Here is a 22,866-nt window from a genome sequence, read left to right as displayed (position 1 = left end):
ATGAACATCACTAGCAACTTAAGCATCGAAGGGGATTATGGATTCGAGGCATTTTATGTACTTACTGGAGACTTGGTTGGTCTTATTCCGGTAAAAGAAAAATTGTATACACGTATTAAACTAATGGACGGGGAGACTTTAAAAATTAGTCTAATGAAATCAGAAACTCAGAGGATTTCAAAATATATAAAAGGATCTTTAAAGGATGGAATTTTTAGTGTTTCATCAAGCAATAGAGTCATTTCAATATTGTCATTTATCAAACATTGGCGAACTCAAAAAATAAACGTACGTTCTGGTAAAGAACAATTATTAGTTTTTTTATCAAAAACTGGAAAAGTACAACTTGGCGTATTTAGAGATATTACTTCGCGTAAGAGAAAGTAGGTTGTCACTTTTTTAGAGACCTAAGAGTTAGCAAAGTATTGCTGTTTTAGATACTATCAATTTATTAATCACACCAATAAATAAATGTTGCTATCGAGATACCAAGACCAACGTCTTTGGTTATCACGCTACAATTGATATGTCAAATTTTAAAAGAAATAATTATGAAAAAAATAAAGTTTTCTAAAGATGAAGGCTCAGAGTTTTATAAGGAGCTTAATGAACGAATCAGGAATTATTTTGAAAGTAATCAAATAGATAAAACAGGAAATAGAAAGATGATTTTTAAAATAGCTCTGTATTTTACCTTAGTATTTTTGTTTTATTTTTTGATGCTCACTTCATCAAATATAGTAACATTCTTCGTTTTCTATATTGGTCTAGGTATATCTGTATTATTAAATGCATTTAATGTTTCTCATGATGCAGCGCATGGAGTTGCGGTAAAAAGTAAATTTTGGAATAAACTTTTATTTCAATTAAGTTTTAATCTACAAGGGAATAACTCATATGTATGGGGTAAGAATCATAATGAGTCTCATCATCTGTATACCAATATAGAAGGAAGCGATATAGATGTCCTTAATAATCCTCTGGTAAGAATGACAACAGGCCAAGATTTAAAAAGGTATCATAGATTCCAGTATTTGTATGTCCCTTTTTTATATTTATTCTATTCCCTTAATTGGTTCTTATTCCGAGAGTTTTTAATGATTTTTAATCGTTCTAGTAGAACGATTAAGATTACTATTCCAACTTGGGAGATTATTAAGCTTATCTTTTTCAAGATAGCTTACATCACTTACATGATTGTGATCCCAAGTATCCTATTGCCATTTGGCTGGGAATATATTTTAACAGCATTTTTATTAAATCATTTCCTGGTGTCCATAGTTTTTACAGCGGTATTGGGAGTATCACATTTATCCGACTATGTGGTGCATCCTGAGCCTGATTCAAATGGGAAACTTAGTATGAGTTGGCCTAAATTACAGATGTGTACTTCTGTAGATTATAATGTGAATAGCACTTTTTTAAATTGGACGTTAGGCGGTTTTAATGCGCACGCGTTACATCATCTATTACCTAATATTTGTCACGTACATTATATAAAATTACTACCGATATTTAGAACGGTGGCAGAGAAATATGGAGTTACATATATGGAGATGACATATAGTCAAGCGTTACGATCACATTTTAGATTTCTGAAAAAAATGGGAACTCAAGTTACATTTAAACCTCTTAATTATGAAATCTAAACATATTTCTAACCCATCTCATTCAGAATTATTTCTTTCTATTCAGAAAGAGGTTAACGAGAAATTGAATTTTTGTCGTTATCGGTTTAAAAACCGGATTGTATTAAAAGGTATTATTTACTTTATCTTAACGCTCATCGCTTACATAAGTCTTTATGTTATAAATCATCCATTTATGTTGGTTGTGGCTTATATTGCATTCGGTTTAATTTCGTTGTTGTTTGCTTTTAATTTTGCACATGACTTTTCGCATAATACTATTTTTAGCGATAAAAAACTGAATCATACTTGTTTTGTATTGCTTTATACTATGGTAGGTGCACATGCGGAAGCTTGGAAAGAGAGGCATGTGAGTTCACATCATCATGCGCCTAATGTAGAAGGGTATGATACAGATCTAGAGATTACAAATCTCATTAGAGTAGTTCCTGGTTCACGAATCAAATGGTTTCATAAATTTCAGCATTGGTACGCTCCGATTTTATACACTACGTATTCCTTATTTTGGGTGTTCATTAAAGATTTTAAAATTTTCTTTAGTAAAACAATTACCGGAAAAACTAAAACTATGCGATATAAAATTTCTTTCTGGTGTCAGAAAATATTTTATATATCATATTTATTAGTAGTACCATTGATATTCGTAAATCAAGAATGGTATTGGATTTTTACAGGGTTCATAATGATGCATTTAGTGCAATCTTTGTTTTTATTGTTCACTTTTTTTATGACACATCATATTGAGGGTGTTATGTACCCTGAAACTGATGACTTTGGATTTATCAAAACTTCTTGGTTGATGAATCAAATAGAAAGTTCTAATGATTTTTATCCGTTTAGTAATGTGGCTAATTTCATTTTTGGAGGATTCAACAATCATATTGCACATCATCTTTTTCCTCATATACATCATATCTATTACCCAGAACTAAATAAGATTCTATATAAGATTTTGAAAAGTAATGATATTATACCTAATCAAACATCTTATTTAGGAGGAGTAGTAGCTCACTTATTGCATTTAAAAACTTTAGGGGCAAAAAAGTAAGTTTTATAAATCATAGAATAGTAGTGAGGCACTTTCATTTTTTTTGAAAGTGCTTTTTTTATGAAGATTTCTGCATTGTGATTATCGCAAGAGCCAAATTTTAGTCTTGTGTTTTCGACAACTGTAGTTAACGAATAGCCACTATGTTTGAATCACTAAACAATTTTAAAAGCAATATTATGATGAAAAAATGTATTAAAGTGGGAATACTTTTAATAGTAGTTCAATCCATAACTAGTTGTTCGGTCTCTAGATTGTCCAAAGCCTATACAACAGCCAGTTACGGCTCGGTAAATTCATACATCGCAAAACCCCTATATGAAGGAGAGAATACAGCTGTAATCTATGCTTCCGGAGCCATAGATATAGCAAGACAACAACAATTTAGACAAGAGGAAGATGACAGAAAAACCGTAGCGTCTCTAGATGTATACAAATCTTTTTCACAAAAGTGGTTGAACTTCTTTTATGGTGCTAGTGCGGCATATGGTACGTTTACCTTTAAAGGAGAGGAATTAGACATTACTACAGGCCTTCCTATTATAGCTTTAGATGAAAAGTTAGATTTTTATAACGTAGGATTAAAAGCGGGGGTTAATTTTAGGGTATCCACTTCCAAATTCGAGTTTAGGCCTATAGGGCTAAAAGTTATGTATAACTATGAGTTTGGACCTTATCAGGATAGATTAGAAGAAATTGACGATATCACTTTACAAGATTATAATATATTTAATAAGAAATCTTTTTTTACCATTATTACCGAAAGTGAAGCGGTATATAAAATTAATACCGATAACTCTGTAAGTTTAGGTGTATTCTTAGGATTAAACACCATTAGAGATACAGATGCGTCAATTACTGGAGGTATGATAAGTTATCGATATAAACGATTAGTAGTGAGTTATTTATCACAATTTACCGGTGTCGATACACAAGAGAATCAAAGTATAGGAATAAGATCTCATAAAATCGGAATTACGTATCAACTTTTTTAGTTGTGATAATCACAATGAAAATTTTTACAAAGCGTGTTTTTAGCAACCACAGTCGGCGAATGACTAGTATGTTTGAATCACTAAACAATAAAATTTTTATAATGAGAAGATTAATTAAACTATTCGTTTTACTACTGTACATTTCCAACTATTGTTCAGGTCAAGATGTGAAAACTGATAAAAAATCAATTGCTTTTACTAATGGACTCAGTACGATAGTAAGCGACGAAAGTAACGATTTGGATATTTACGCGGGTTTAATGTTCGAACGGAAGAATGGATGAGGGTATGGTTTTGATTTTACAAGTTCAGCTTATACACCTGAAAGTACTAAAGGAATTCCTCCAATCGAGGAGATAGAAAATTTTGAAGGTACTGAATTACCAGAAGGAACAGAAAAAAGGTTTCCTTATGGTGGTGAACGAGACAATAGATTGTATTCACTATCACCTAATGTGTTCAAATCTTTTGCACTTAACAAAAAGAAATCTCTTAAAATATTTATTGCAGGTGGGCCTTCTATAATATATAGTGAAGATTATGAGTATAAAGCCGAGTTTTCTCCAGCTTCTTCCTGTGGATTCGGAGGTTTCTGTTTTCCTGGGATATCTAGAGGCCCTTCTTTAGACTATAGAAGAAGTAAGGAGAGTAAAAAAGTAATTTTTGGAGGATTCTCAAAAATATCTTTACGATACACTTTTAATCGAGTAGTAGGTTTAGAACTCTCTACTTATGGTAATCTAAATGGAGTGAAAAGTGTATATGGTTTGCAGTTTGGAGTTGTGTTGGGAAGACTCTTTTGAATTGGTTTATTCAACTATTATTAAAAACCTTTTAATAATATTTAAAAGGTTTTTTTATGATACAAAGTATTGATTGCGATTATCGAAAGGATATATTTTTACCCTTGTAATTTTGACAACTGTGGTCGATTTATTGCCAGTATGTTTGGAATACTAAACAATTTTAAACTTTCTTATTATGAGAAGATTTTTTATTACCAAGATAGCGATGTTGTTATCAATAATTACTTTTGGTCAACAAGGTAACACCTCTTTAAAAAACAATAAATTCAAATTCAGATCTATACAGTCAGGTTTTGGGATATATCATACTAAACCTAAAAATAATGATTTATATGATCATAGTGGAATAACTGTTAATAGTCTTATTTCTATGTCGTATAATAAAAATATTTTTTCTTTTCGTCTAGAATCGGGAACCGAATTGGTAATTATAAACTTTGGAGGAGATCCTGAGTTACAGGGTTTTTATGGAGTTAATTTATTATATGGAAGGGAACTAGAATTAACGAGATGGTTCAAAATAGAGGGTAACGTTGGCATAGGTCTGTATCATCATAAAATTATAACAAAAAGGGGTGCTGTGGATCAAAAGAATGTTCTGGGAATGTCTATGAATACTAAGTTTTTGTTTTATCCGGCTAAAAGATTTGCTTTTGGTTTAAGTCCCTTTGTAAACTTTAATTCTATAAACACAACGTATAGCGGAAATGTTGTTTTTCAATATAAATTTAATTGAAGTAATTCTTCTTTATTTAAAACAAAAACGCTTTTAAAAGATGGAGTTAAAAGCGTTTTTGTATATTATTTATGATTACTGAATTATAAAACGACCGTAAGCTCCTTGTACTTTAGCGATGTAAGTTCCTGTACTAAAATTACTGGTTTCTAATTCTCCAATATTATTGTTAATTTCTTTTTGAAATATCAATCTACCGTGTAAATCATATATTTCTACTGTTCCGATTGTTGTTTTAGATTCGATAACAATAGGTTGGTTTTTTGCTGGGATAGGGTATAATAAAATTCCTCTAGAAGAAAGAAGATTGTCATCTATACCTAGTGTTGCATCGCATTCTGTATTTCCATAAATGTTTACCTCTACAATACTTGCAAAACCAGATCCAGTATTATTTCCGTTAGAGATGAACTTTAGATACCTACCTGTTACGTTATTAAGATCAAAAAATTGTTCTGTATTTTCTGCACCTGTTTCAATTGCACTATCTTGATTACTTAATACATTGGTAAATGGTCCTGCTTGATCGTCAGCTACGGCAATATCAAAATTGATAGTTCTTTCATCAGCCTTTAATATATGGATTCCAATTTGACTTAAAGAGCGGATACAGGCTAGGTTAAAGGTTATGGAAACTTCTGGTTCTGTATTTGCATCTCCTGTCCAATATTCTGCATCTGTTATATTATCATCCCAAGTAAACTGGGGTCCTACATTCGGTTTTCCTTGTTCAGTTCCTATAGCTGTCGCACCAACTATAGTGATTTCTTCAGAAAAAACATTAGACTGTGTAATGGTTAACATAGTGGTTAAATTACTTCCTCCTGTAACTTCATTAATAGTTACAGTAGCTGTTCGCTCTGCAGAAGTAGTGTTTTCTGTAAAATTAGCCGTAATTATTGCAGAGTTACTTCCCGAAGAAATGTTAAGAGTTAACCAATCTGCGTTATCCGTAATTGTCCAATCAACATTAGAATCAATATCAAATAAAGTGCTTCCTGCACTTCTGGCAACATTTAATGATGTAGGGTTCGCAGTTAATCTCGGAGCGTCAATACCTGTACCGCCAAAACCAATAGAAACACCCACATCTGCAGTTGTGTGTGGAATACGTGAGCCGCCAGAGTTGAATTCCTCAGCACCAGCATCGGTAGTTCCAGAACGATTTCCACCCAAAATATCGGTAGTTACAAAAGAATAGTTCCCTACTGAAGCATCAATAGCCGGACTATTGGTTCCTAATTCATAATATAAAGTGCCATTTTCTAAAAGCCCATCAGTAACTACTTGATTATTATTGGTTCCTGTGGTAAGATCCCAAGCGCCATTTTGAGTAATATTCCCTTGATAAACAGAAGAACCTATTGGAGTTGTTTGTTCATCAAATGCATTTTCACTGGTGTTGATCATAATATTATTGGCGATTATAAGGTTTTCAGGAGCCAAGGTTAAATCACTACCTACATTAGTTCCAATTCTAAAACCATAATCACAATTTACAAAGGTGTTGTTTACAATAGTGGCATCGATAACCTGAAAATATCCATTAAGTGCTGAATTAGGACGACCATTACTCACGTTAATTGCTCCAGCTGTCTTTGTGTTACCACCATCTGGTTTTTCAGAGTTTACTCCTTCAATATAATTATTGTATACCTTATGTCCTTCTCCAATTACTCTAATACCACCAGAGAAAAGATTGTTTTCAGCGAAAAAGAAGTTATTATAAACTTCACAATCGTCTCCATGTCTTAAGGTAAGTGTTCCTTGGTAATCTCTAAAAGTATTATTGTAATATTTATTCTCACCACTCTTATTAGAAATGATCTCTACTTCTCCAGACCAATTATAGAATAGATTATCATATACTTCCGTATTAGATGGGTGTAATGAAGTGCTACTATTTCCAATTCTAATGGCATCCTGATCATTTTCATCATTTACAACACCTACGGGAGTACGATCAGCAAAGTAATTATGGTGTATTTTTGTGAAATCTGGCTCTGCAAATTCAGTAGAAGTAGCGTTTCTATTGTCGTTTATGATACTTCCTATACCGTATTTACCGATAAATGAACTAAAACTTATTTCATTGTATTGTCCATAAACGATAATCCATTTAAATGTTAACATCTCTTGAGCAGCGGTACCATTGTAACTATCTATTTTGATATTCGTAATTGTACAATGATCACATTCGTTGTTGCTAGAATCTCTAAGTTCAATTACGGGCTCGATGATACTTCCACTAACTTCTAAATTAGATGGGTTTTGAAAAATTACACCGTCAAAAATGATGTAAGAACCACCCATACTTACTCTGGAATTTCCTTCAAAAAATACTGATCCAGAAGTTTGCGCTTTAATGGTAATAGGATTACTCTGGGTACCATTTTTATTAATATTAATGAATATATCAGTCCAGGTTCCATTTGCTAAGGTAATGGTAGTTCCGGCTGAAGCATTTGTGATAGCAGTTTGCAATTCTGATTCGTTATTTACAATCTGAGAGTAGGTGTAATTGTGAAAAGCTATCAATACAAGTAGGAAGGTAAATACCTTTACATATTTGTTTTTCATAATTTAGGGCTTTACTTTTTTTGTTTATAAATTGGTTGACCAAATTGGTCAACCAATACAAATATACTATTCATTTTTGTAAAATCAATGTTTTTGGTGAAAAAACAAAAACGCCTTCAAATTTTGAAGGCGTTTTCTATTCGTCATTAAGAGAGCTTATTAATTCTCTTTTTGATCATTGTTTCTCGGTTTTCTATCACCTCTTGGCTTGTCATCTCTAGACTTACTACCTTCAGGCCTTGGAGGTCTCGGTAATAATGCTTTTCTAGAAACTTTTTCTTTACGAGTTCTAGAGTCAATACCGAAATATTTAACATCCATAACATCACCCATATTCACAACGTCACTCACATTTTCAGTACGCTCCCAAGCTAATTCAGAAACGTGAAGTAGTACTTCATTACCTGGCGCATCCATATATTCTACTACAGCACCAAAATCTAACATTTTGACTACTTTAACTTCATATATACTACCAACAACTGGCTTAAATGTGATAGAATCGATTTTTGCTAATACCGCATCGATTCCTTCTTGACCTGTTCCTAGTATTTCTACAATACCTTCTTCCGTTACAGGATCTTCATTAATAACAATAGTACACCCTGTTGCTTTTTGTAATTCTTGAATTACTTTTCCACCAGGACCAATTAATGCTCCAATATATTCTCCAGGAATTGTTCTTGTAACCATTTTTGGAGCGTGTGCTTTCACATCATTATTAGGTGTAGCAATAGTATCCGTTAACTTTTCTAGAATATGTAAACGTCCGTCACGAGCTTGTTTTAATGCATTTACTAAAATCTCGTAGCTTAATCCTTTTACTTTAATATCCATCTGGCAAGCAGTAATACCATCTGCAGTTCCGGTAACTTTAAAATCCATATCTCCTAAGTGATCTTCATCACCTAAAATATCAGATAATACAGCGTATTTTCCAGAATCAGCGTCAGAGATTAATCCCATAGCGATACCAGAAACTGGTTTTTTCATTTGTACACCAGCATCCATTAATGCCATAGTACCAGAACAAACAGTTGCCATAGACGAAGAACCGTTAGATTCTAATACTTCAGAAACAACACGTACTGTATAAGGGCAATCGTCAGGAATCATTCCTTTAAGTGCACGCTGTGCTAAGTTACCATGTCCAACCTCTCTACGTGAAGTACCTCTTATTGGGCGTGCTTCACCTGTACAGAAAGGAGGGAAGTTATAATGAAGATAAAATGTTTCCTCACCTTCATAAGAAGGCATATCGATTTGATTAGCTTCTCTAGAAGTTCCTAGGGTTACGGTAGCTAATGCTTGTGTTTCTCCTCTTGTAAAAATAGAAGAACCGTGTGTAGAAGGCAAATAATCTACTTCACACCAGATAGGTCTGATATCTGTAGTTTTTCTACCATCAAGACGTAATCCTTCGTTTAATGTTAGATCACGAACAGCAGCTTTTTCTGCTTTCGAATAATATTTAGACACTAAATCTCCAAAATCTTCTAACTCTTCTTCAGAGAATGTAGCTTTTATTTCTTCTTTTATTTCTGCGAACGCAGCTCCTCTTTCATGCTTAGAAGATCCTAGTTTTGCTACAGCATATACTTTGTCATATGCCATGTCATAAACTTTCTTAGCTAAATCTTCATCATTTCTTTCAGGTTCGTATTCACGTACTTCTTTCTTTCCGAAAGCTTCAGCTAGTTTTACTTGAGCAGCACATTGTACTTTGATCGCTTCATGAGCAAACTTGATAGCTTCGGTCATTTCTTCTTCAGAAATTTCGTCCATCTCTCCTTCAACCATCATTACAGAATCCGCAGATGCACCAATCATCATATCGATATCAGATACTTCTAGTTGAGCTCTTGTTGGATTGATAATAAACTTACCATCTACACGTCCTACTCTTGCTTCAGAGATAGCACACTCAAAAGGGAAATCAGAAAGTTGTATCGCTGCAGAAGCTGCTAATCCAGCCATTGCATCAGGCATAACGTCATCATCATGAGACATTAATTGAATCATTACCTGTGTTTCAGAATGATAATCTTTCGGGAACAAAGGGCGTAATACACGATCTACTAATCTCATTGTTAATACTTCTCCGTCACTTGGTCTTGCTTCTCTTTTGAAGAAACCACCAGGATAACGACCAGCAGCAGCAAATTTTTCACGATAATCTACTGTTAATGGTAAAAAATCTACATCACTTTGCTTGTAATTAGATACCACTGTGCATAATAACATACACTTGCCTGATTGAACAACAACAGATCCATGTGCCTGTTTTGCTAATTTTCCGGTTTCAATAGATATTTCTCTACCGTCACCAAGGTCTATGACCTCTCTATAAACTTTTGGAATCATATTTTTTTGATTCTGACCTAATAGTACTACTAATGTGTTTCATTAATAATTACCAATAGGTTTAATTAAACATTGGTTTCCGTCTTACTCGGGCGGACAAGGTTGTGTTGTTGTTGTTGTAGTTGCGCGACCAATGAAAAACTAAGGCATTCATTTTGATCACCTTTGGATCAAAATGTTTTTATTTAAACTTCAATAAAAAGGAGAAGAGTATAATTAAAAAGAGAGGCATACAGCCTCTCTTTTTTGATTATTTTCTTAATCCTAATTCTTTTACAATTGCACGATATCTCATAATATCTTTCTTAATAAGATAATCTAAAAGATCTCTACGCTTACCTACAAGCTTTACTAATGAACGCTCTGTATTATAATCTTTACGATTCTTTTTTAAGTGCTCAGTTAAATGTGTAATTCTGTGTGTAAACAGTGCAATTTGTCCTTCAGCAGAACCAGAATCGTTTTTACCTTTTCCGTGTTTTGCGAAGATTTCTTCTTTAACTTCTTTCGTTAAATACATTCCAATATTATTTAAATGATTTTTATGTATAAATAGCATTCTGCTATCAGCGTGCAAATATAATACTTTTTAGATTATAAATACTTTTAGTAAAAAAAACATTTTTGATTAAACCTTTTCTAAGTGATTAAGTCATAGAAGGGTAACATTAAAAATTAAGATAATGAAGAACAACATTTTGAAATTTGGTTTTATTGCATTCTTTTCCATAGTTTTAGTAGGATGTAATAGTGAAGAGACGATAGATGAATTACCACTTGATAGTATTGATAGTGAAGAAGCGACACTTACTGCAAAGATTGATGATGGTGCCGAAGTGCTAAGTGACCTCGCATTACAAGGCTTTGAAGATGAAGAAGGCTTGGCTAAAAGTGGTAATAATCGCTTTTTGCCTGATTGCGCTACAGTAACGATAGAATTAACAAGTACTTCCAAAAATGTTACTATCGATTTTGGTACAGACGGATGTGCGATAAGAAGTGGGCATATTGTCAAAGGAAAGATTCTTATGTCGTATGAGTTAAGTGTAGAAGATATGTCATTGGTGATTAATTATAGTCTGGAAGATTTTTTTATTGATGATTTAGGATTTACCGGTTCCAGAACAATTACCAGGCTTAAAGCTAACGATAATGGTAATCCACAATATTCAATGAATCTTGATTTTACAGTAACATTTGCAGATGGTACGCAAGCTTCAAGAACAGGGTCTAAGACTCGTGAATGGATAGAAGGCGCTTTTAATGGTAATTGGGGAGATAATGTTTTCTTAATTACAGGTTCATGGCAAACTAATTTTGCAAATGGTAATATGCATAGCACTACTATTACTAATTCTTTGCGACGTGAAGCCAGCTGTAGGTTTTTGGTCAGTGGAGTAGTAGAGTTGGTAAGAACTGGCTTTAGTGGATCATTGGATTACGGTGATGGGTCTTGTGATAATAAAGCCGTTTTTACAAATGACCAAGGGGTAGAAAGAGAGATATTGTTGTAAAGTTTGGTTTTAAACAGGGTTAAAAATTAAAAGCGTTTTCTTCGGAAGACGCTTTTTTTGTGCAACAATAATATAAGAAATACTGAAAAAGGTTTGAACAATGTTATTTATGGGTGTAAAAAAACCCGGTAAAAACCGGGTCGTAAATTTTAAATTGATTTTTTTTGATCTAATGTCTCGTCCTGAAATATCGTTACACTAAAATGTTATTTATGGAGTCATTACATTCAAATTATGTAAAGCGTACACAGAAGGATTACAGTTTATCCTTTAAGCTACAAGTTGTTCATGAGATTGAACAAGGCTTATTAACAAGAACTCAAGCTTTGGATAAGTATGGTATTCAAGCAAGATCTACGATTCGCACTTGGTTAAAAAAATATGGTAAATTTGATTATGATTTTAGTGTAAATAGATCCATGTCCAAAACACCTGAACAACGTATTTTAGAATTAGAACAGCAAGTCAAGCTTTTAGAGAAACAAAAAGCAAGAGCTGAATTTTTAGCAGAGCGTGCGGATAAGAAAGCAATTATATTTGATATGATGATTGATATCGCCGAAGAGGAATTTAATATTCCGATCAGAAAAAAGCACGTACCCGAGTTATCGAAAAATATAGCCAAGAAAAACAAGAAAGCATAACTGCTACCTGTGATTTACTCGGGGTGAATAGACAGGTGTATTATAGAGCTATTCGGTCTTATCAAGACAAACAAAAACTAAGTAAAAAGGTAATTGATTTAGTAAATACCATTCGCATATCAATGCCTAGAATCGGTACAAGAAAATTATTTCATCTTTTAAAATCTCAACTCAAAGTAATCGGAGTTGGTCGCGATAAGCTATTTAAAATACTAAAGGCTAATAACTTGTTGATTTTACCTAAAAAGAATTATCATGTAACTACGGATTCTCATCATAGATTTAGAAAACATAAAAATCGAATAAAAGATGTTGAATTTATCAGACCAGAACAAGTATGGGTCAGTGATATAACTTATATAGGAAATAGGGAAAATCCATGTTATTTGGCTTTAATCACGGATGCTTATTCTAAAAAAATAATGGGATATAATGTATCAAATAGTCTAAGTGTAAAAGGATCTTTAACAGCTTTAGATATGGCTATTTCTAATAGAGATTATAATGAAAAACCTATAATTCATCATTCCGATAGAGGATTACAGTATTGTTCCAATGAATATCAAAAAACATTAAACATCAATAATATTAGCCCTAGTATGACTGAAAAATATGACCCTTACGAAAATGCCATAGCAGAAAGAATTAATGGAATTCTTAAACAAGAATTTGCTATTGACAAGTATGATACTTCAATGCAAATCAAAACCAAACTGGTTCAAAATGCAATCCGCATTTATAATCAGATAAGACCTCATTTATCTAATTCAATGTTAACACCTGATCAAATGCATCAACAAAATAAATTAAAAAGAAAAAGCTACAAAAAACAAAAGGTAGCAAATTAAAATTGCTACCTTGTATTTATTAATTCCTGTAACGATTATTCAGGACGTCACATAATTAGAAGCTAAAGGTCTATTTAGGATTAGATTCAGATATAGATTTATTTTTTCTTTTAGGTTTTGTCTTGGAGTAATAAAATCCAGAAAACCATGTTCTTTAAGGAACTCTGCTGTCTGGAAACCTTCAGGAAGTTCTTTTCCTGTAGTATCTCTAACTACACGTGGACCAGCAAATCCGATTAGTGCACCTGGTTCTGCGATATTAATATCTCCGAGCATAGCAAAAGATGCTGTAGTACCTCCTGTGGTAGGATCTGTACATAGAGAGATATAAGGAATTCCTGCGTCTGCTAACTGAGCAAGTTTGGCAGAAGTTTTAGCCAATTGCATTAATGATAAAGCTGCCTCCATCATACGAGCCCCTCCAGATTTAGAGATGATCATAAAAGGAATTTTGTTTTTAAGAGCGTGATCAGCGGCTCTTGCGATTTTTTCACCAACAACGCTTCCCATAGAACCTCCGATAAATGAAAAATCCATGCAAGCGATAACTAAATCATTACCATTTGACTTTCCAACTGCAGTTCTAACGGCATCCTTTAAATTTGTTTTTTCCTGAGCATCCTTAAGACGGTCAGTATACTTCTTTTTGTCTTCGAATTTAAGAGGGTCCTTAGAGGTTAGATTTTTATCTAATTCTTTAAACTTATTGTCATCAAAAAGAATTTCGAAATATTCTTTACTACCAATTCTTACGTGATATCCGTCTTCTGGACTCACATAAAAATTTTTCTCCAATTGTTCTGCGTCAACTATCTTACCTGTTGGGGATTTATACCAAAGCCCTTTTGGAACATCTTTCTTGTCCTCAGTAGCAGTCTGTATACCTTTTTGAGTTCTCTTAAACCAAGCCATAAATTAATTTGTATTAAAAAAGCTGAAACTCTTTACTATGTTGAGTTTCAGCTTGGTTTCCTATCTTATTATAATGTATTTACATTATTTAAATCTTCAAAAGCCTTTTTAAGTCGGTTTTTAAAGGTAATTTCTCCTTCTCTTAACCATTTTCTAGGATCGTAATGTTTCTTATTAGGTTCCTCGGCTCCGTCAGGATTTCCAATTTGTGTTTTTAAGTACTCGATTTTACCAGTCATGTAATCTCTAATACCTTCACAAAATGCAAATTGAAGATCTGTATCAATATTCATTTTAATTACTCCGTACCCGATAGCTTCTCTGATTTCTTCTAAAGTAGAACCGCTTCCTCCGTGAAATACAAAGTCAATGTGGTTATGTTCTACACCATATTTTTCAGAAATAAATTCTTGAGAATTCTTAAGGATTTTTGGAGTTAATTTAACATTACCAGGTTTATAAACACCGTGAACGTTACCAAAAGCAGCTGCAACAGTGAATTTATCGCTAACTTTACTTAATTCTTCGTAAGCATAGGCAACTTCTTCTGGTTGCGTGTACAGCTTAGAATCATCTACATCACTATTGTCTACGCCATCTTCTTCACCTCCTGTAATTCCAAGTTCGATTTCTAAAGTCATACCCATTTTACTCATTCGAGCAAGGTATTCTTTACAAATCTCTATGTTCTCCTCAATTGGTTCTTCTGATAGGTCAATCATATGAGAACTATAAAGAGGTTTTCCTGTTTCTTTATAAAATGCTTCTCCGGCATCTAATAATCCGTCTATCCATGGTAGTAATTTTTTTGCGCAGTGGTCAGTATGCAAAATTACTGGTACTCCATAGGCTTCGGCCATTAAGTGAACGTGTCTTGCTCCTGCAGTAGCTCCTGCAATTGCGGCTTTTTGGTCTTCATTAGAAAGTCCTTTTCCTGCATTAAATTGTGCACCTCCATTAGAGAACTGAACAATTACAGGCGAGTTTAATTCTGCAGCAGTTTCCAATACAGCATTAATTGAATTGGATCCAATTACATTTACTGCTGGTAAAGCAAAGGCTTTTTCTTTGGCGTAATTAAAGATAGCCTGCACTTCGTCTCCTGTAGCAACTCCTGGTTTGATGTTGTGACTCATAATTTACTTTTAGTTAATAAGCCTACAAAAATAGTAAAATAATACGGAATGAATTTTATATTTAAGAATGAAAAACAGGGATTGTTTTTAGAAGGGATAATTGATTCCGACATTATAAACACCTTCAGAAAAATTATATCCTTTAAACCACCTTTGGTCTTCAATTCTTGCGGGATTAAATGTTTTGAAACCCAAATCTAGCCTTACGACAAAGAAATCAAAATCATATCGTAGTCCCAGTCCACTACCTACAGCAATTTCCTGGAGATCATCCCACCTAGAAAAAACAGCATCTTCTTCTTCTACATTATCTAATACATTCCAGATGTTGCCAGCATCAATAAAAAAAGCACCATTAAGAGCTCCTAAGATCTTATATCTATATTCTGCATTTATTGCCAGTTTCATATTAGCTTCATTAAATTCATTTCTGCCGCCACTGCTTCCCGGACCTAGGTCGTAAGGTAACCAGGCGCGATTGTCGTTTGGTCCCCCACCAAAGAAACTTCTAGCAAATGGAATGCTATTGGCATTTCCGTAAGGTAGAGCGATGCCACCGAATGCTCTAATAGCTAACACACTTTTTCTACCTAAATCCCAATGTTTAATATAATCTAATTCTGTTTTGATGTATTGAGAAAACTCGACACCGAATATTTCAAATCGATTATTTGAGTTTTCTTTTAACCCCACAAGATTAGAAACTGTACTCAGTACGTTTCCTGCAAATTCAATTTTCGCTCTAAATCTAGAGAAGTTTTCGTCATAAAGATTTTCTCGATTGTTTTTTAGATAAGTGTAATTAGAGGCAAAAATCAGGTTGTCTTCTGTTAGTCTTTCTTTTCGTTCATTGATATTTCTGATTTCCTGTAATTGATCTGCTGTTAAATCTGTATCAGGAATATCTCCAAGAGATTGGGCTATGAAACTATTGGCACCCGACGGAATAGATAAAAAATTTTGATTTGTGTTTTCTGGATCAAAGAAGGGTGAATTAGGGTCGAGTACTTCTGTCGCGATATTATTAAGTCTGGTAAATGAGTTAGAGTATACATTAAAATAGTTACCAGTATTCAGATTTCGGACATATTGTACGTTTACTAAATCAATCTGATTTGTTAGCTTTGTACTTGGCTTCCATTGATAATTAAATATTCCAGAAGCATTTTGCTTATCAAGTCCTATATTTTGTTGTGAATTAATACCAAAAATAAGATTTGTCGTTGGTGACATGTATTTCGGGATAATTCTTCTTGTCTGTAATGGGAATATTATTTTAGGGAATGATAATTTGAGATCAACACCAATTTCCGAAATATCAAAAAACTGTCCATCTGGATCTACTGGATCCTTTGAGGAACCTACACTTCCCCTTGCTGAGATTTCAAAGATTTCTGCACCACCAAAAACATTTCTTATCAAAAAAGAGCCACTAAAACCAATTCCGAATACCTGAATGTTAGATGTGGATACGTCAAATTCTACATTGGTACTGTATTTTTTTCTGGGAGTCAGTAAAACATTTGCTATTAGATCAGTTCCATTAGGATCATCCGGGTCTACGCTATAACGTATGTTAGGGTATTTAAAAGTTTTTAAGTTACTGATCTGGTTATAAGTAAGTGTTCGGTCATTATCTCTAAAAATTTCTCCTGGTGTTATTAGAATAGAATTAGTGATTGCCTTACGGGTGTATCTTAGTTTGTCATAACTATATATGTTATAGCCATTATAAGATACGCTGTCTTTAGGTTTTTCATCTTTGTTTTGATAAGAATAATCCGTAAATACGTTTACTTTACTAATCTTATGAACCTGAAAAGGAGTTCTTTTAGTGTCTTCTCCTTCGGTTATTTGTCGATTGTTAATTAGTAAGTTAAGTTGTATTTTTTGGTTTGTGTTTATAGTATCGGCATCAAATTTTATAAATTCTTTTTCGAAATGATACAGTCCAGAATTTCTGTATAATCGCGTTAACCTTTCCCTCTCAGTCTCTATGTCTAAGGTCCTATACTGTTTTCCAGAGATTATAGATGATTCACTTTGATTCAGTTTGTAAATAGAATCTGCTACTTTGGATTCTATTTTAGTATGAAGAGAATCAATAAAATATGGTTTATGAGGCTTAACGTAATATGCTACAGATGCTCTTTGGTTTTCTTCCAAATTAATTTTATAATCCGTTTCTACATTAAACCACCCATTATTCCAGTAATATGATTGTAATCTTTTAAGAGAACGTTTCGCTTTTGATTCATCAACTATGACCGGAGCTTCTCCGGTTTTTTTTAGCCAATTGTTTACGCCAGTATACCCAACACCTAATCGATCTACTTGTTTTTTAGACAAGAAATTATTTAATTTTCGTTCTCTGTTAGGTTTTTTGTGAAGCCAATTTTGATAAGAAGAGTCGGGATGTACTTTGGCAAGATTGTAAATATGCAGTCTAAGTGGTGTCCAGGCAATCTTAGCATTAGGTTTTTGATACAGTTGATTGAATAGTTTAGTGTCATTAGTTTTGGTGCTATCAACAAAAATTTCATTTTTAGTTAATAGGTATTCCTCTTCTGGCACTCTTTTAATTGCATTACATGAAATTAAAAAAATTGTAGTTAATACAACAAATACTATTTTTGTGTGCAGGTGTTTCAATCGAAATTCATTATTGTGTCAAAAATACATTATTTGTATGGTTAGCAAAAACCAAAAGAAATTAATAAATAGTTTACATCAAAAAAAATACCGAAAACAATATGGATTGTTTGTAGCGGAAGGGAAAAAGGTAATTAGTGAGCTTTTAGAAGCAGATTTAGAACTTCATTCTCTTTTTGCATTAGAAGCTTCTTATTTCGAAACGTCATCTGACAAAACCTTTGTGGTAACTGAAACGGAATTAAAAAGTATTAGTTTCTTAACAACACCTCAGTTTGCGGTAGCAGTATTTTATATTCCAAAAGTTAAACCTGTAAATTATCAGGGATTAGTGCTGGCATTAGATGATATTCGGGATCCGGGTAATCTGGGAACGATTATTCGTTTATGTGATTGGTTTGGTATTACTGATTTAGTTTGTTCGGAGCAAACAGTAGATTGTTTTAATCCAAAAGTAATTCAGGCTACTATGGGTTCTGTTACAAGAGTGAATATTATCTACACTAATCTACAGGATTTTTTAACTTCTCAAAAAAATGAAAGACCGATATATGGTACTTTTATGGATGGAGAAATAATTTATCAAGAAAAATTATCTCAAAAAGGAATTATTGTAATGGGTAATGAAGCTAATGGTATTTCTAAAGAAATAGAAAAATTAGTGTCCAAAAGAATTGCAATACCAAGATTTGGGAATACTCAAATAACCGAAAGCCTAAATGTGGCAACGGCGACTGCAATTATTCTAAATGAATTTAGACGGGACTAGTTTTTTTTATTGAAATGTAAAATTGATAAAAATCCCTCTAGATGACATTTTATCTATAGACGAAGTATAAGGACTATTAGGGTCGTTATCAGCTACTAATTCATCAGACATAGCGAATACTCCTCGTATCGAAGGCGTAAATTTAAAATAGTACATATAAAAATCTATTCCAAAACCTAGCTCAAAATAATTAGTCCTTGTCTTAGTTCTAAATTGCCCAACGCTATTATCATCAGGATTATCTTCATTACTTGATAAATTAAGAGAAGTAGAAACTCCTCCTACAATAAAAGGTTTAAAATTGTTAAGCCTTTTGGTAGAAACTTTTAGTAATAATGGAATATGTACATAGGTTGATGTAACTTCTCTTTGAGTTTGGTTGTCATCAAGATCGGGTGAGTTAAAAGTTAGGTCTCTTCTTACAAAAGATACCTGAGGCTCCAGTCTTAAGTCTAAATAATCATTAATTCTAAGGTTACCTAATAATCCAACATTAAACCCTACGGATTTAGCAACTTGGATGTCTCCATCCAGTATAGGATCTTCTCCTTCTGGTGTTGCTTTGTAATCAAAATTAAAATCATAGCTGTTAAAACCCAGAATATACCCCCAACTTAATCGTGGTTTATCATAATTCTGAAGATTTTTAACACGTTCTTTAGAAAACAATTGTGCACTCACATTCTGAGTACAAACGATAACAGCTATTGCTATAAAAACTTTTTTCATATTATTTTGTGGCTGTATAAATTGTGGCAACACCAAAAGTTTGCGGATTATCCTCGACTTCTATAAACCCAATTTTTCTCAAAATATTGTTGAAAGCATCTCCATAAGGAAAAGCTGCAGCACTTTCGCTAAGGTATGAGTATGCAGATCTGTCTTTAGAAAAGATCTTGCCAATTAAAGGTAAAATTGAAGAAGTATACAGTTTGTACCCCTGTTTATATGGGGTTTTAGTTGGGACAGAGGTTTCTAAAACGACAAATATACCACCTGGTTTAAGTACTCTATATATTTCTGAAAGTCCTTGTTCTAAGTATTCAAAATTTCTTACACCAAAAGCTACCGTAATCGCATCAAAATAATTTTCTTCATATGGTAAGCTTTCTCCATCTCCTTTTACCATAGAGATTATCTGATCTAGTTTTTTTGCTTTTATCTTATCTTTTCCCACAGCCAGCATTCCTGCCGAAATATCTAAACCAATAATTTCTGAAGCACCTGTTTTAGCAAGATTGATAGCCAGATCTCCGGTTCCAGTTGCCACGTCAAGAACCCGGCTAGGTTTAGAATCTGTAACAATTTTTACAACTTTCTTACGCCACTTTATATCAACCCCAAAAGAAATTACTCTATTAAGACCATCATAGTTGCCCGAAATCGTATCAAACATTTCGGTAACCTGTTCTTTTTTGGTTTTGTTTTTATCCTTGTATGGAGTTATTTTTTCTGACATTCAAAAAAATTTAGGCAAATATACATTTTTGATATGGATCGTAGGAAAAGATTGTCATTTTGTTGTGAATGATTAGATTATTTACACCGTCTTAGTGTGTAGTATAGGGTTTTGTTAATTTCGTACTGATTCAGTTTATTGTTGTTTTTGTAATTATGAGTAGTTATGGAGCTTAATAGGTTTTTTTAAGCCTGTTGGGTTCAGTATTATGCGTCAGGGATAGTAGCGGAAATCCCGCAGCTCGATCCGCCGCGACGGAGAGATGCGAGGAATTGTAACGGATAGCCCGCCCGGACGCCAAAAAGCAGCCTTCTTTTATTTAGTCATTTCCTCAATCTTTTCGAGTATTTGCTCTTTCTCATATTTTAGCCCGTACAAATGCGCTCCTGTAAACTCTATAAAGTCTTTAACACCTGATGCGTTATCATAAATAACTTTTCCTTGTGTATAGGGGACATCTTTATCTTCTTTGCTGTGTATAAATAGTTTTTGAATTTTATCAATACTTTTTATGTCTTCTTTTGCTGCATATGGTGAGATATAATTTTTTTCTAAAAACTCTCTGTATTGAGGTGTGGCATGCATAGCAATATCCGTGAATGAAGCCATGGCTCCTTCTAAAACCAATCCATCGATTTTGTCTTGATTATTTTTTGCTAAAAGTGTAGCAATTTGGGTTCCTATAGAAATTCCATAAATTATTTTTGGCGTTTCTTTAATTTCTTCTCGTTCAACAAGCATTTCGAAAAATTGCTGACCGTCTTTGGCTATATTTTTATGAGTTGGAGTTCCTGTTGACTTACCATAACCCCGGAAATCTACCATAACCACCTGAAAGTTGTTTTCTGCCAATATTTTGGTAAGTGGTAGATAATAAGTGATGTTTCCGCCTGCTCCGTGAAAATAGAAGATGGTGGCTTTGGGTTTCGTAACAGGTTTTAAGATTAATGCGGAAATTGTATCTGTTTCTACATTAAACTTTAATTCTTCATAGTTTTTCCATTCGATAGGTTTCAAATCCTTTTTAGGGTAATAGAATTTGTCATCCATTTGGGCACTAACAAAAATAGTGTTAGTTAATAATAAGGCTAGTATTAAAAGTTTTGTTCTCATTGATTAAGAAGTTAATGTTTATACTGCTAAGATGTCACTATTACTGAATTTTTTTAAAAACAAATCACCCAATTGTTGTTTTTAACTTCTGAAATGTATTTGATGAGTTTTTTCGAGATAACAGATCAAATAACAGCTTATTAAGTTGCTATTGCCTAATTATTTCACCAGTTTCTGAAATTCCACTATCTTTGTAGTCTTTTATTTTTCAGCGCTAAATTTTCACCCTATTTGGGGTTGATGTGCTGAAGTTTAATTTTATCTTTTGATGATAAATAATAAAATATACAGATGAAAATTATTATTGCCGGTGCTGGTGAAGTTGGATTTCATTTGGCAAAATTGCTTTCATTTGAATCTCAGGACATTACACTTATTGATCCTGATAAGGAATGCTTGAATTACGCCGATAGCCATCTGGATATTAGAGTAATTAAGGGAGATGCTACTTCTATTAGTATTCTAAAAGATGCTAGGGTTCAGAGCGTGGACATGGTGATTAGCGTTACTTCTAGTGAGACTACTAATATTACTGTGTGTGTATTAGCAAAACAGCTTGGAGCTAAACGTACAATCGCCAGAATTTCTAATACAGAGTTTATAGAGAATAAGGAAGAAGTTGGTTTTATCAAGTTTGGTATAGATGAATTAATCTCTCCTGAAGCTTTGGCAGCTAGCGAAATAGAATTATTGCTCAATCAATCCGCGTTTAGTGATAGTTATGAGTTTGAGGATGGCGCACTAACAATGGTGGGAACAACACTATCTAGTACAGCACTGTTTGTAGATAAAACTGTTAGAGAAGCTGCTGAGATATTCCCGGAGCTTCATTTTATGCCAATTGCGATTCAGCGATCAGGAACACAGTACACAATTATTCCTAGAGGGGATACGAAGTTTAAGGAAGGCGATCAGGTATATTTTGTTACTTCGAAGGGTGGAGTAGAGGAACTGTATAAATTAACAGGTAAGGTTAAAGAGCAAATTAAAAAAGTAATGATTCTGGGAGGTAGTAAAATTGGTTATAAAACTACCTGTGATCTATGTGATCATAAATTTAGAGTGAAACTTATCGAAACAGATAAGGAGAAAGCTTTTGATTTGGCGGATGATCTGCCTAATGCCTTGATTATAAATGGTGATGGGCGTAATGTAGAGTTGTTAGAAGAAGAGAATATTGATGATATGGACGCTTTTATTGCGGTAACAGGTAATTCTGAGACTAATATTATGTCTTGCCTAGTAGCAAAATCAAAAGGAGTTCGTAAAACAATCGCCTTGGTAGAAAATATGGATTATTTTCAGCTGTCACATTCTATAGGGATCGATACGTTAATTAATAAAAAACTGTTAGCAGCAAATAACATATTTAGATTTATTAGAAAGGGCGAGGTGGTAGCGATGACCAAGCTTAATAATATGAATGCAGAGTTGTTGGAATTCGTTGTTAAGCCAACTTCCGAGGTAAGTGATAATTTAATTAGAGATTTAGATTTTCCTCGTTCTGCCATTATCGCTGGAGTAATCAGAGATGGAGTAGGAATGATTCCGTTAGGAGGTTTTTACATCAAAGCAGGTGATCGAGTCGTAGTTTGTTGTTTGCCGAAGTCTATTAAGAAAATAGAAAACCTTTTCTTATAA

Annotated in this window: 21 protein-coding genes; 12 read left to right on the top strand and 9 right to left on the bottom strand. The window is 33.4% G+C overall.

Annotated elements, in window-relative coordinates; all coding sequences use genetic code 11:
• The 7 genes from D1818_RS09495 (at nucleotide 1) to D1818_RS09465 (ending at nucleotide 5,234) form a co-directional block, all read left to right on the top strand.
• Nucleotides 1-387, top strand: a complete 387-nt coding sequence (locus D1818_RS09495) for a hypothetical protein (RefSeq protein ID WP_118458332.1) — start codon at nucleotides 1-3, stop codon at nucleotides 385-387.
• 164 nt (nucleotides 388-551) lie between these two features.
• Nucleotides 552-1,649 (top strand): acyl-CoA desaturase, encoded by a 1,098-nt coding sequence (locus D1818_RS09490; RefSeq protein WP_118458330.1) that lies wholly within the window; start codon nucleotides 552-554, stop codon nucleotides 1,647-1,649.
• Complete coding sequence (locus tag D1818_RS09485) at nucleotides 1,639-2,697, top strand: fatty acid desaturase (protein ID WP_118458328.1); 1,059 nt, start codon at nucleotides 1,639-1,641, stop codon at nucleotides 2,695-2,697. Before D1818_RS09490 ends, D1818_RS09485 begins: the two co-directional genes overlap by 11 nt.
• 179 nt (nucleotides 2,698-2,876) lie before the next feature.
• Nucleotides 2,877-3,692, top strand: a complete 816-nt coding sequence (locus tag D1818_RS09480) for a hypothetical protein (RefSeq protein ID WP_118458326.1) — start codon at nucleotides 2,877-2,879, stop codon at nucleotides 3,690-3,692.
• A gap of 101 nt (nucleotides 3,693-3,793) precedes the next feature.
• Entirely contained in the window at nucleotides 3,794-3,976 is a 183-nt protein-coding gene (locus D1818_RS09475) for a hypothetical protein (RefSeq protein ID WP_147406187.1), read from the top strand.
• A gap of 150 nt (nucleotides 3,977-4,126) precedes the next feature.
• On the top strand, nucleotides 4,127-4,495 hold the full coding sequence (locus D1818_RS09470; RefSeq protein WP_118458323.1) for a hypothetical protein: 369 nt from the start codon (nucleotides 4,127-4,129) through the stop codon (nucleotides 4,493-4,495).
• Between the two features lie 178 nt (nucleotides 4,496-4,673).
• The gene (locus tag D1818_RS09465; RefSeq protein ID WP_118458321.1) at nucleotides 4,674-5,234 is read left to right on the top strand and encodes a hypothetical protein; all 561 of its coding nucleotides are present in this window, start codon (nucleotides 4,674-4,676) and stop codon (nucleotides 5,232-5,234) included.
• Between the two features lie 75 nt (nucleotides 5,235-5,309).
• Here D1818_RS09465 and D1818_RS09460 read toward each other — a convergent pair whose 3' ends face one another.
• The 3 genes from D1818_RS09460 to rpsO all read right to left on the bottom strand — a co-directional run bounded on the left by D1818_RS09460 (nucleotide 5,310) and on the right by rpsO (nucleotide 10,698).
• Nucleotides 5,310-7,814 (bottom strand): chondroitinase-B domain-containing protein, encoded by a 2,505-nt coding sequence (locus tag D1818_RS09460; protein ID WP_118458319.1) that lies wholly within the window; start codon nucleotides 7,812-7,814, stop codon nucleotides 5,310-5,312.
• Nucleotides 7,815-7,973: 159 nt separating this feature from the next.
• Complete coding sequence (locus D1818_RS09455; protein ID WP_118458317.1) at nucleotides 7,974-10,178, bottom strand: polyribonucleotide nucleotidyltransferase; 2,205 nt, start codon at nucleotides 10,176-10,178, stop codon at nucleotides 7,974-7,976.
• Between the two features lie 250 nt (nucleotides 10,179-10,428).
• Entirely contained in the window at nucleotides 10,429-10,698 is a 270-nt protein-coding gene (gene rpsO / locus D1818_RS09450; RefSeq protein ID WP_025664998.1) for a 30S ribosomal protein S15, read from the bottom strand.
• A gap of 163 nt (nucleotides 10,699-10,861) precedes the next feature.
• Between rpsO and D1818_RS09445 the strand changes: the two genes are divergently transcribed.
• The 3 genes from D1818_RS09445 (at nucleotide 10,862) to D1818_RS09440 (ending at nucleotide 13,184) form a co-directional block, all read left to right on the top strand.
• Complete coding sequence (locus tag D1818_RS09445) at nucleotides 10,862-11,692, top strand: hypothetical protein (protein WP_118458315.1); 831 nt, start codon at nucleotides 10,862-10,864, stop codon at nucleotides 11,690-11,692.
• Between the two features lie 212 nt (nucleotides 11,693-11,904).
• A complete protein-coding gene (locus D1818_RS25600) occupies nucleotides 11,905-12,336 on the top strand; it encodes a transposase (protein ID WP_205487263.1) in 432 nt (143 codons plus the stop codon).
• On the top strand, nucleotides 12,300-13,184 hold the full coding sequence (locus tag D1818_RS09440) for an IS3 family transposase (RefSeq protein WP_205487267.1): 885 nt from the start codon (nucleotides 12,300-12,302) through the stop codon (nucleotides 13,182-13,184). Before D1818_RS25600 ends, D1818_RS09440 begins: the two co-directional genes overlap by 37 nt.
• A gap of 39 nt (nucleotides 13,185-13,223) precedes the next feature.
• Here the strand turns inward: D1818_RS09440 and accD are convergent, their stop codons facing one another.
• The 3 genes from accD to D1818_RS09425 form a co-directional block, all read right to left on the bottom strand.
• Nucleotides 13,224-14,096 carry an acetyl-CoA carboxylase, carboxyltransferase subunit beta gene (accD, locus tag D1818_RS09435; RefSeq protein WP_118458313.1) on the bottom strand — a complete coding sequence of 291 codons (873 nt, stop codon included), beginning with the start codon at nucleotides 14,094-14,096 and terminating at the stop codon, nucleotides 13,224-13,226.
• A gap of 68 nt (nucleotides 14,097-14,164) precedes the next feature.
• The gene (gene fbaA / locus D1818_RS09430) at nucleotides 14,165-15,232 is read right to left on the bottom strand and encodes a class II fructose-bisphosphate aldolase (RefSeq protein ID WP_118458311.1); all 1,068 of its coding nucleotides are present in this window, start codon (nucleotides 15,230-15,232) and stop codon (nucleotides 14,165-14,167) included.
• 87 nt (nucleotides 15,233-15,319) lie between these two features.
• A complete protein-coding gene (locus tag D1818_RS09425) occupies nucleotides 15,320-17,806 on the bottom strand; it encodes an outer membrane protein assembly factor (protein WP_370449393.1) in 2,487 nt (828 codons plus the stop codon).
• 115 nt (nucleotides 17,807-17,921) lie between these two features.
• Here D1818_RS09425 and D1818_RS09420 point away from each other — a divergent pair, with 115 nt between their 5' ends.
• On the top strand, nucleotides 17,922-18,653 hold the full coding sequence (locus tag D1818_RS09420; protein WP_118458307.1) for an RNA methyltransferase: 732 nt from the start codon (nucleotides 17,922-17,924) through the stop codon (nucleotides 18,651-18,653).
• 6 nt (nucleotides 18,654-18,659) lie between these two features.
• On the opposite strand, the gene D1818_RS09415 is transcribed toward D1818_RS09420, so the two are convergent.
• The 3 genes from D1818_RS09415 to D1818_RS09405 form a co-directional block, all read right to left on the bottom strand.
• Nucleotides 18,660-19,382, bottom strand: a complete 723-nt coding sequence (locus D1818_RS09415; RefSeq protein WP_118458305.1) for a porin family protein — start codon at nucleotides 19,380-19,382, stop codon at nucleotides 18,660-18,662.
• A gap of 1 nt (nucleotide 19,383) precedes the next feature.
• Nucleotides 19,384-20,112, bottom strand: a complete 729-nt coding sequence (gene ubiE, locus D1818_RS09410) for a bifunctional demethylmenaquinone methyltransferase/2-methoxy-6-polyprenyl-1,4-benzoquinol methylase UbiE (protein ID WP_118458303.1) — start codon at nucleotides 20,110-20,112, stop codon at nucleotides 19,384-19,386.
• 315 nt (nucleotides 20,113-20,427) lie between these two features.
• Nucleotides 20,428-21,225 carry an alpha/beta hydrolase gene (locus D1818_RS09405; protein WP_118458301.1) on the bottom strand — a complete coding sequence of 266 codons (798 nt, stop codon included), beginning with the start codon at nucleotides 21,223-21,225 and terminating at the stop codon, nucleotides 20,428-20,430.
• Nucleotides 21,226-21,516: 291 nt separating this feature from the next.
• Between D1818_RS09405 and trkA the strand changes: the two genes are divergently transcribed.
• A complete protein-coding gene (trkA, locus tag D1818_RS09400) occupies nucleotides 21,517-22,866 on the top strand; it encodes a Trk system potassium transporter TrkA (protein ID WP_118458299.1) in 1,350 nt (449 codons plus the stop codon).

It is taken from the genome of Aquimarina sp. BL5 (assembly GCF_003443675.1).
In the GTDB taxonomy this organism is placed as follows: Bacteria; Bacteroidota; Bacteroidia; order Flavobacteriales; family Flavobacteriaceae; genus Aquimarina.
The sequence above is the reverse complement of the archived record's forward strand: the minus strand, read 5'-3'. Positions and strand labels throughout refer to the sequence as shown.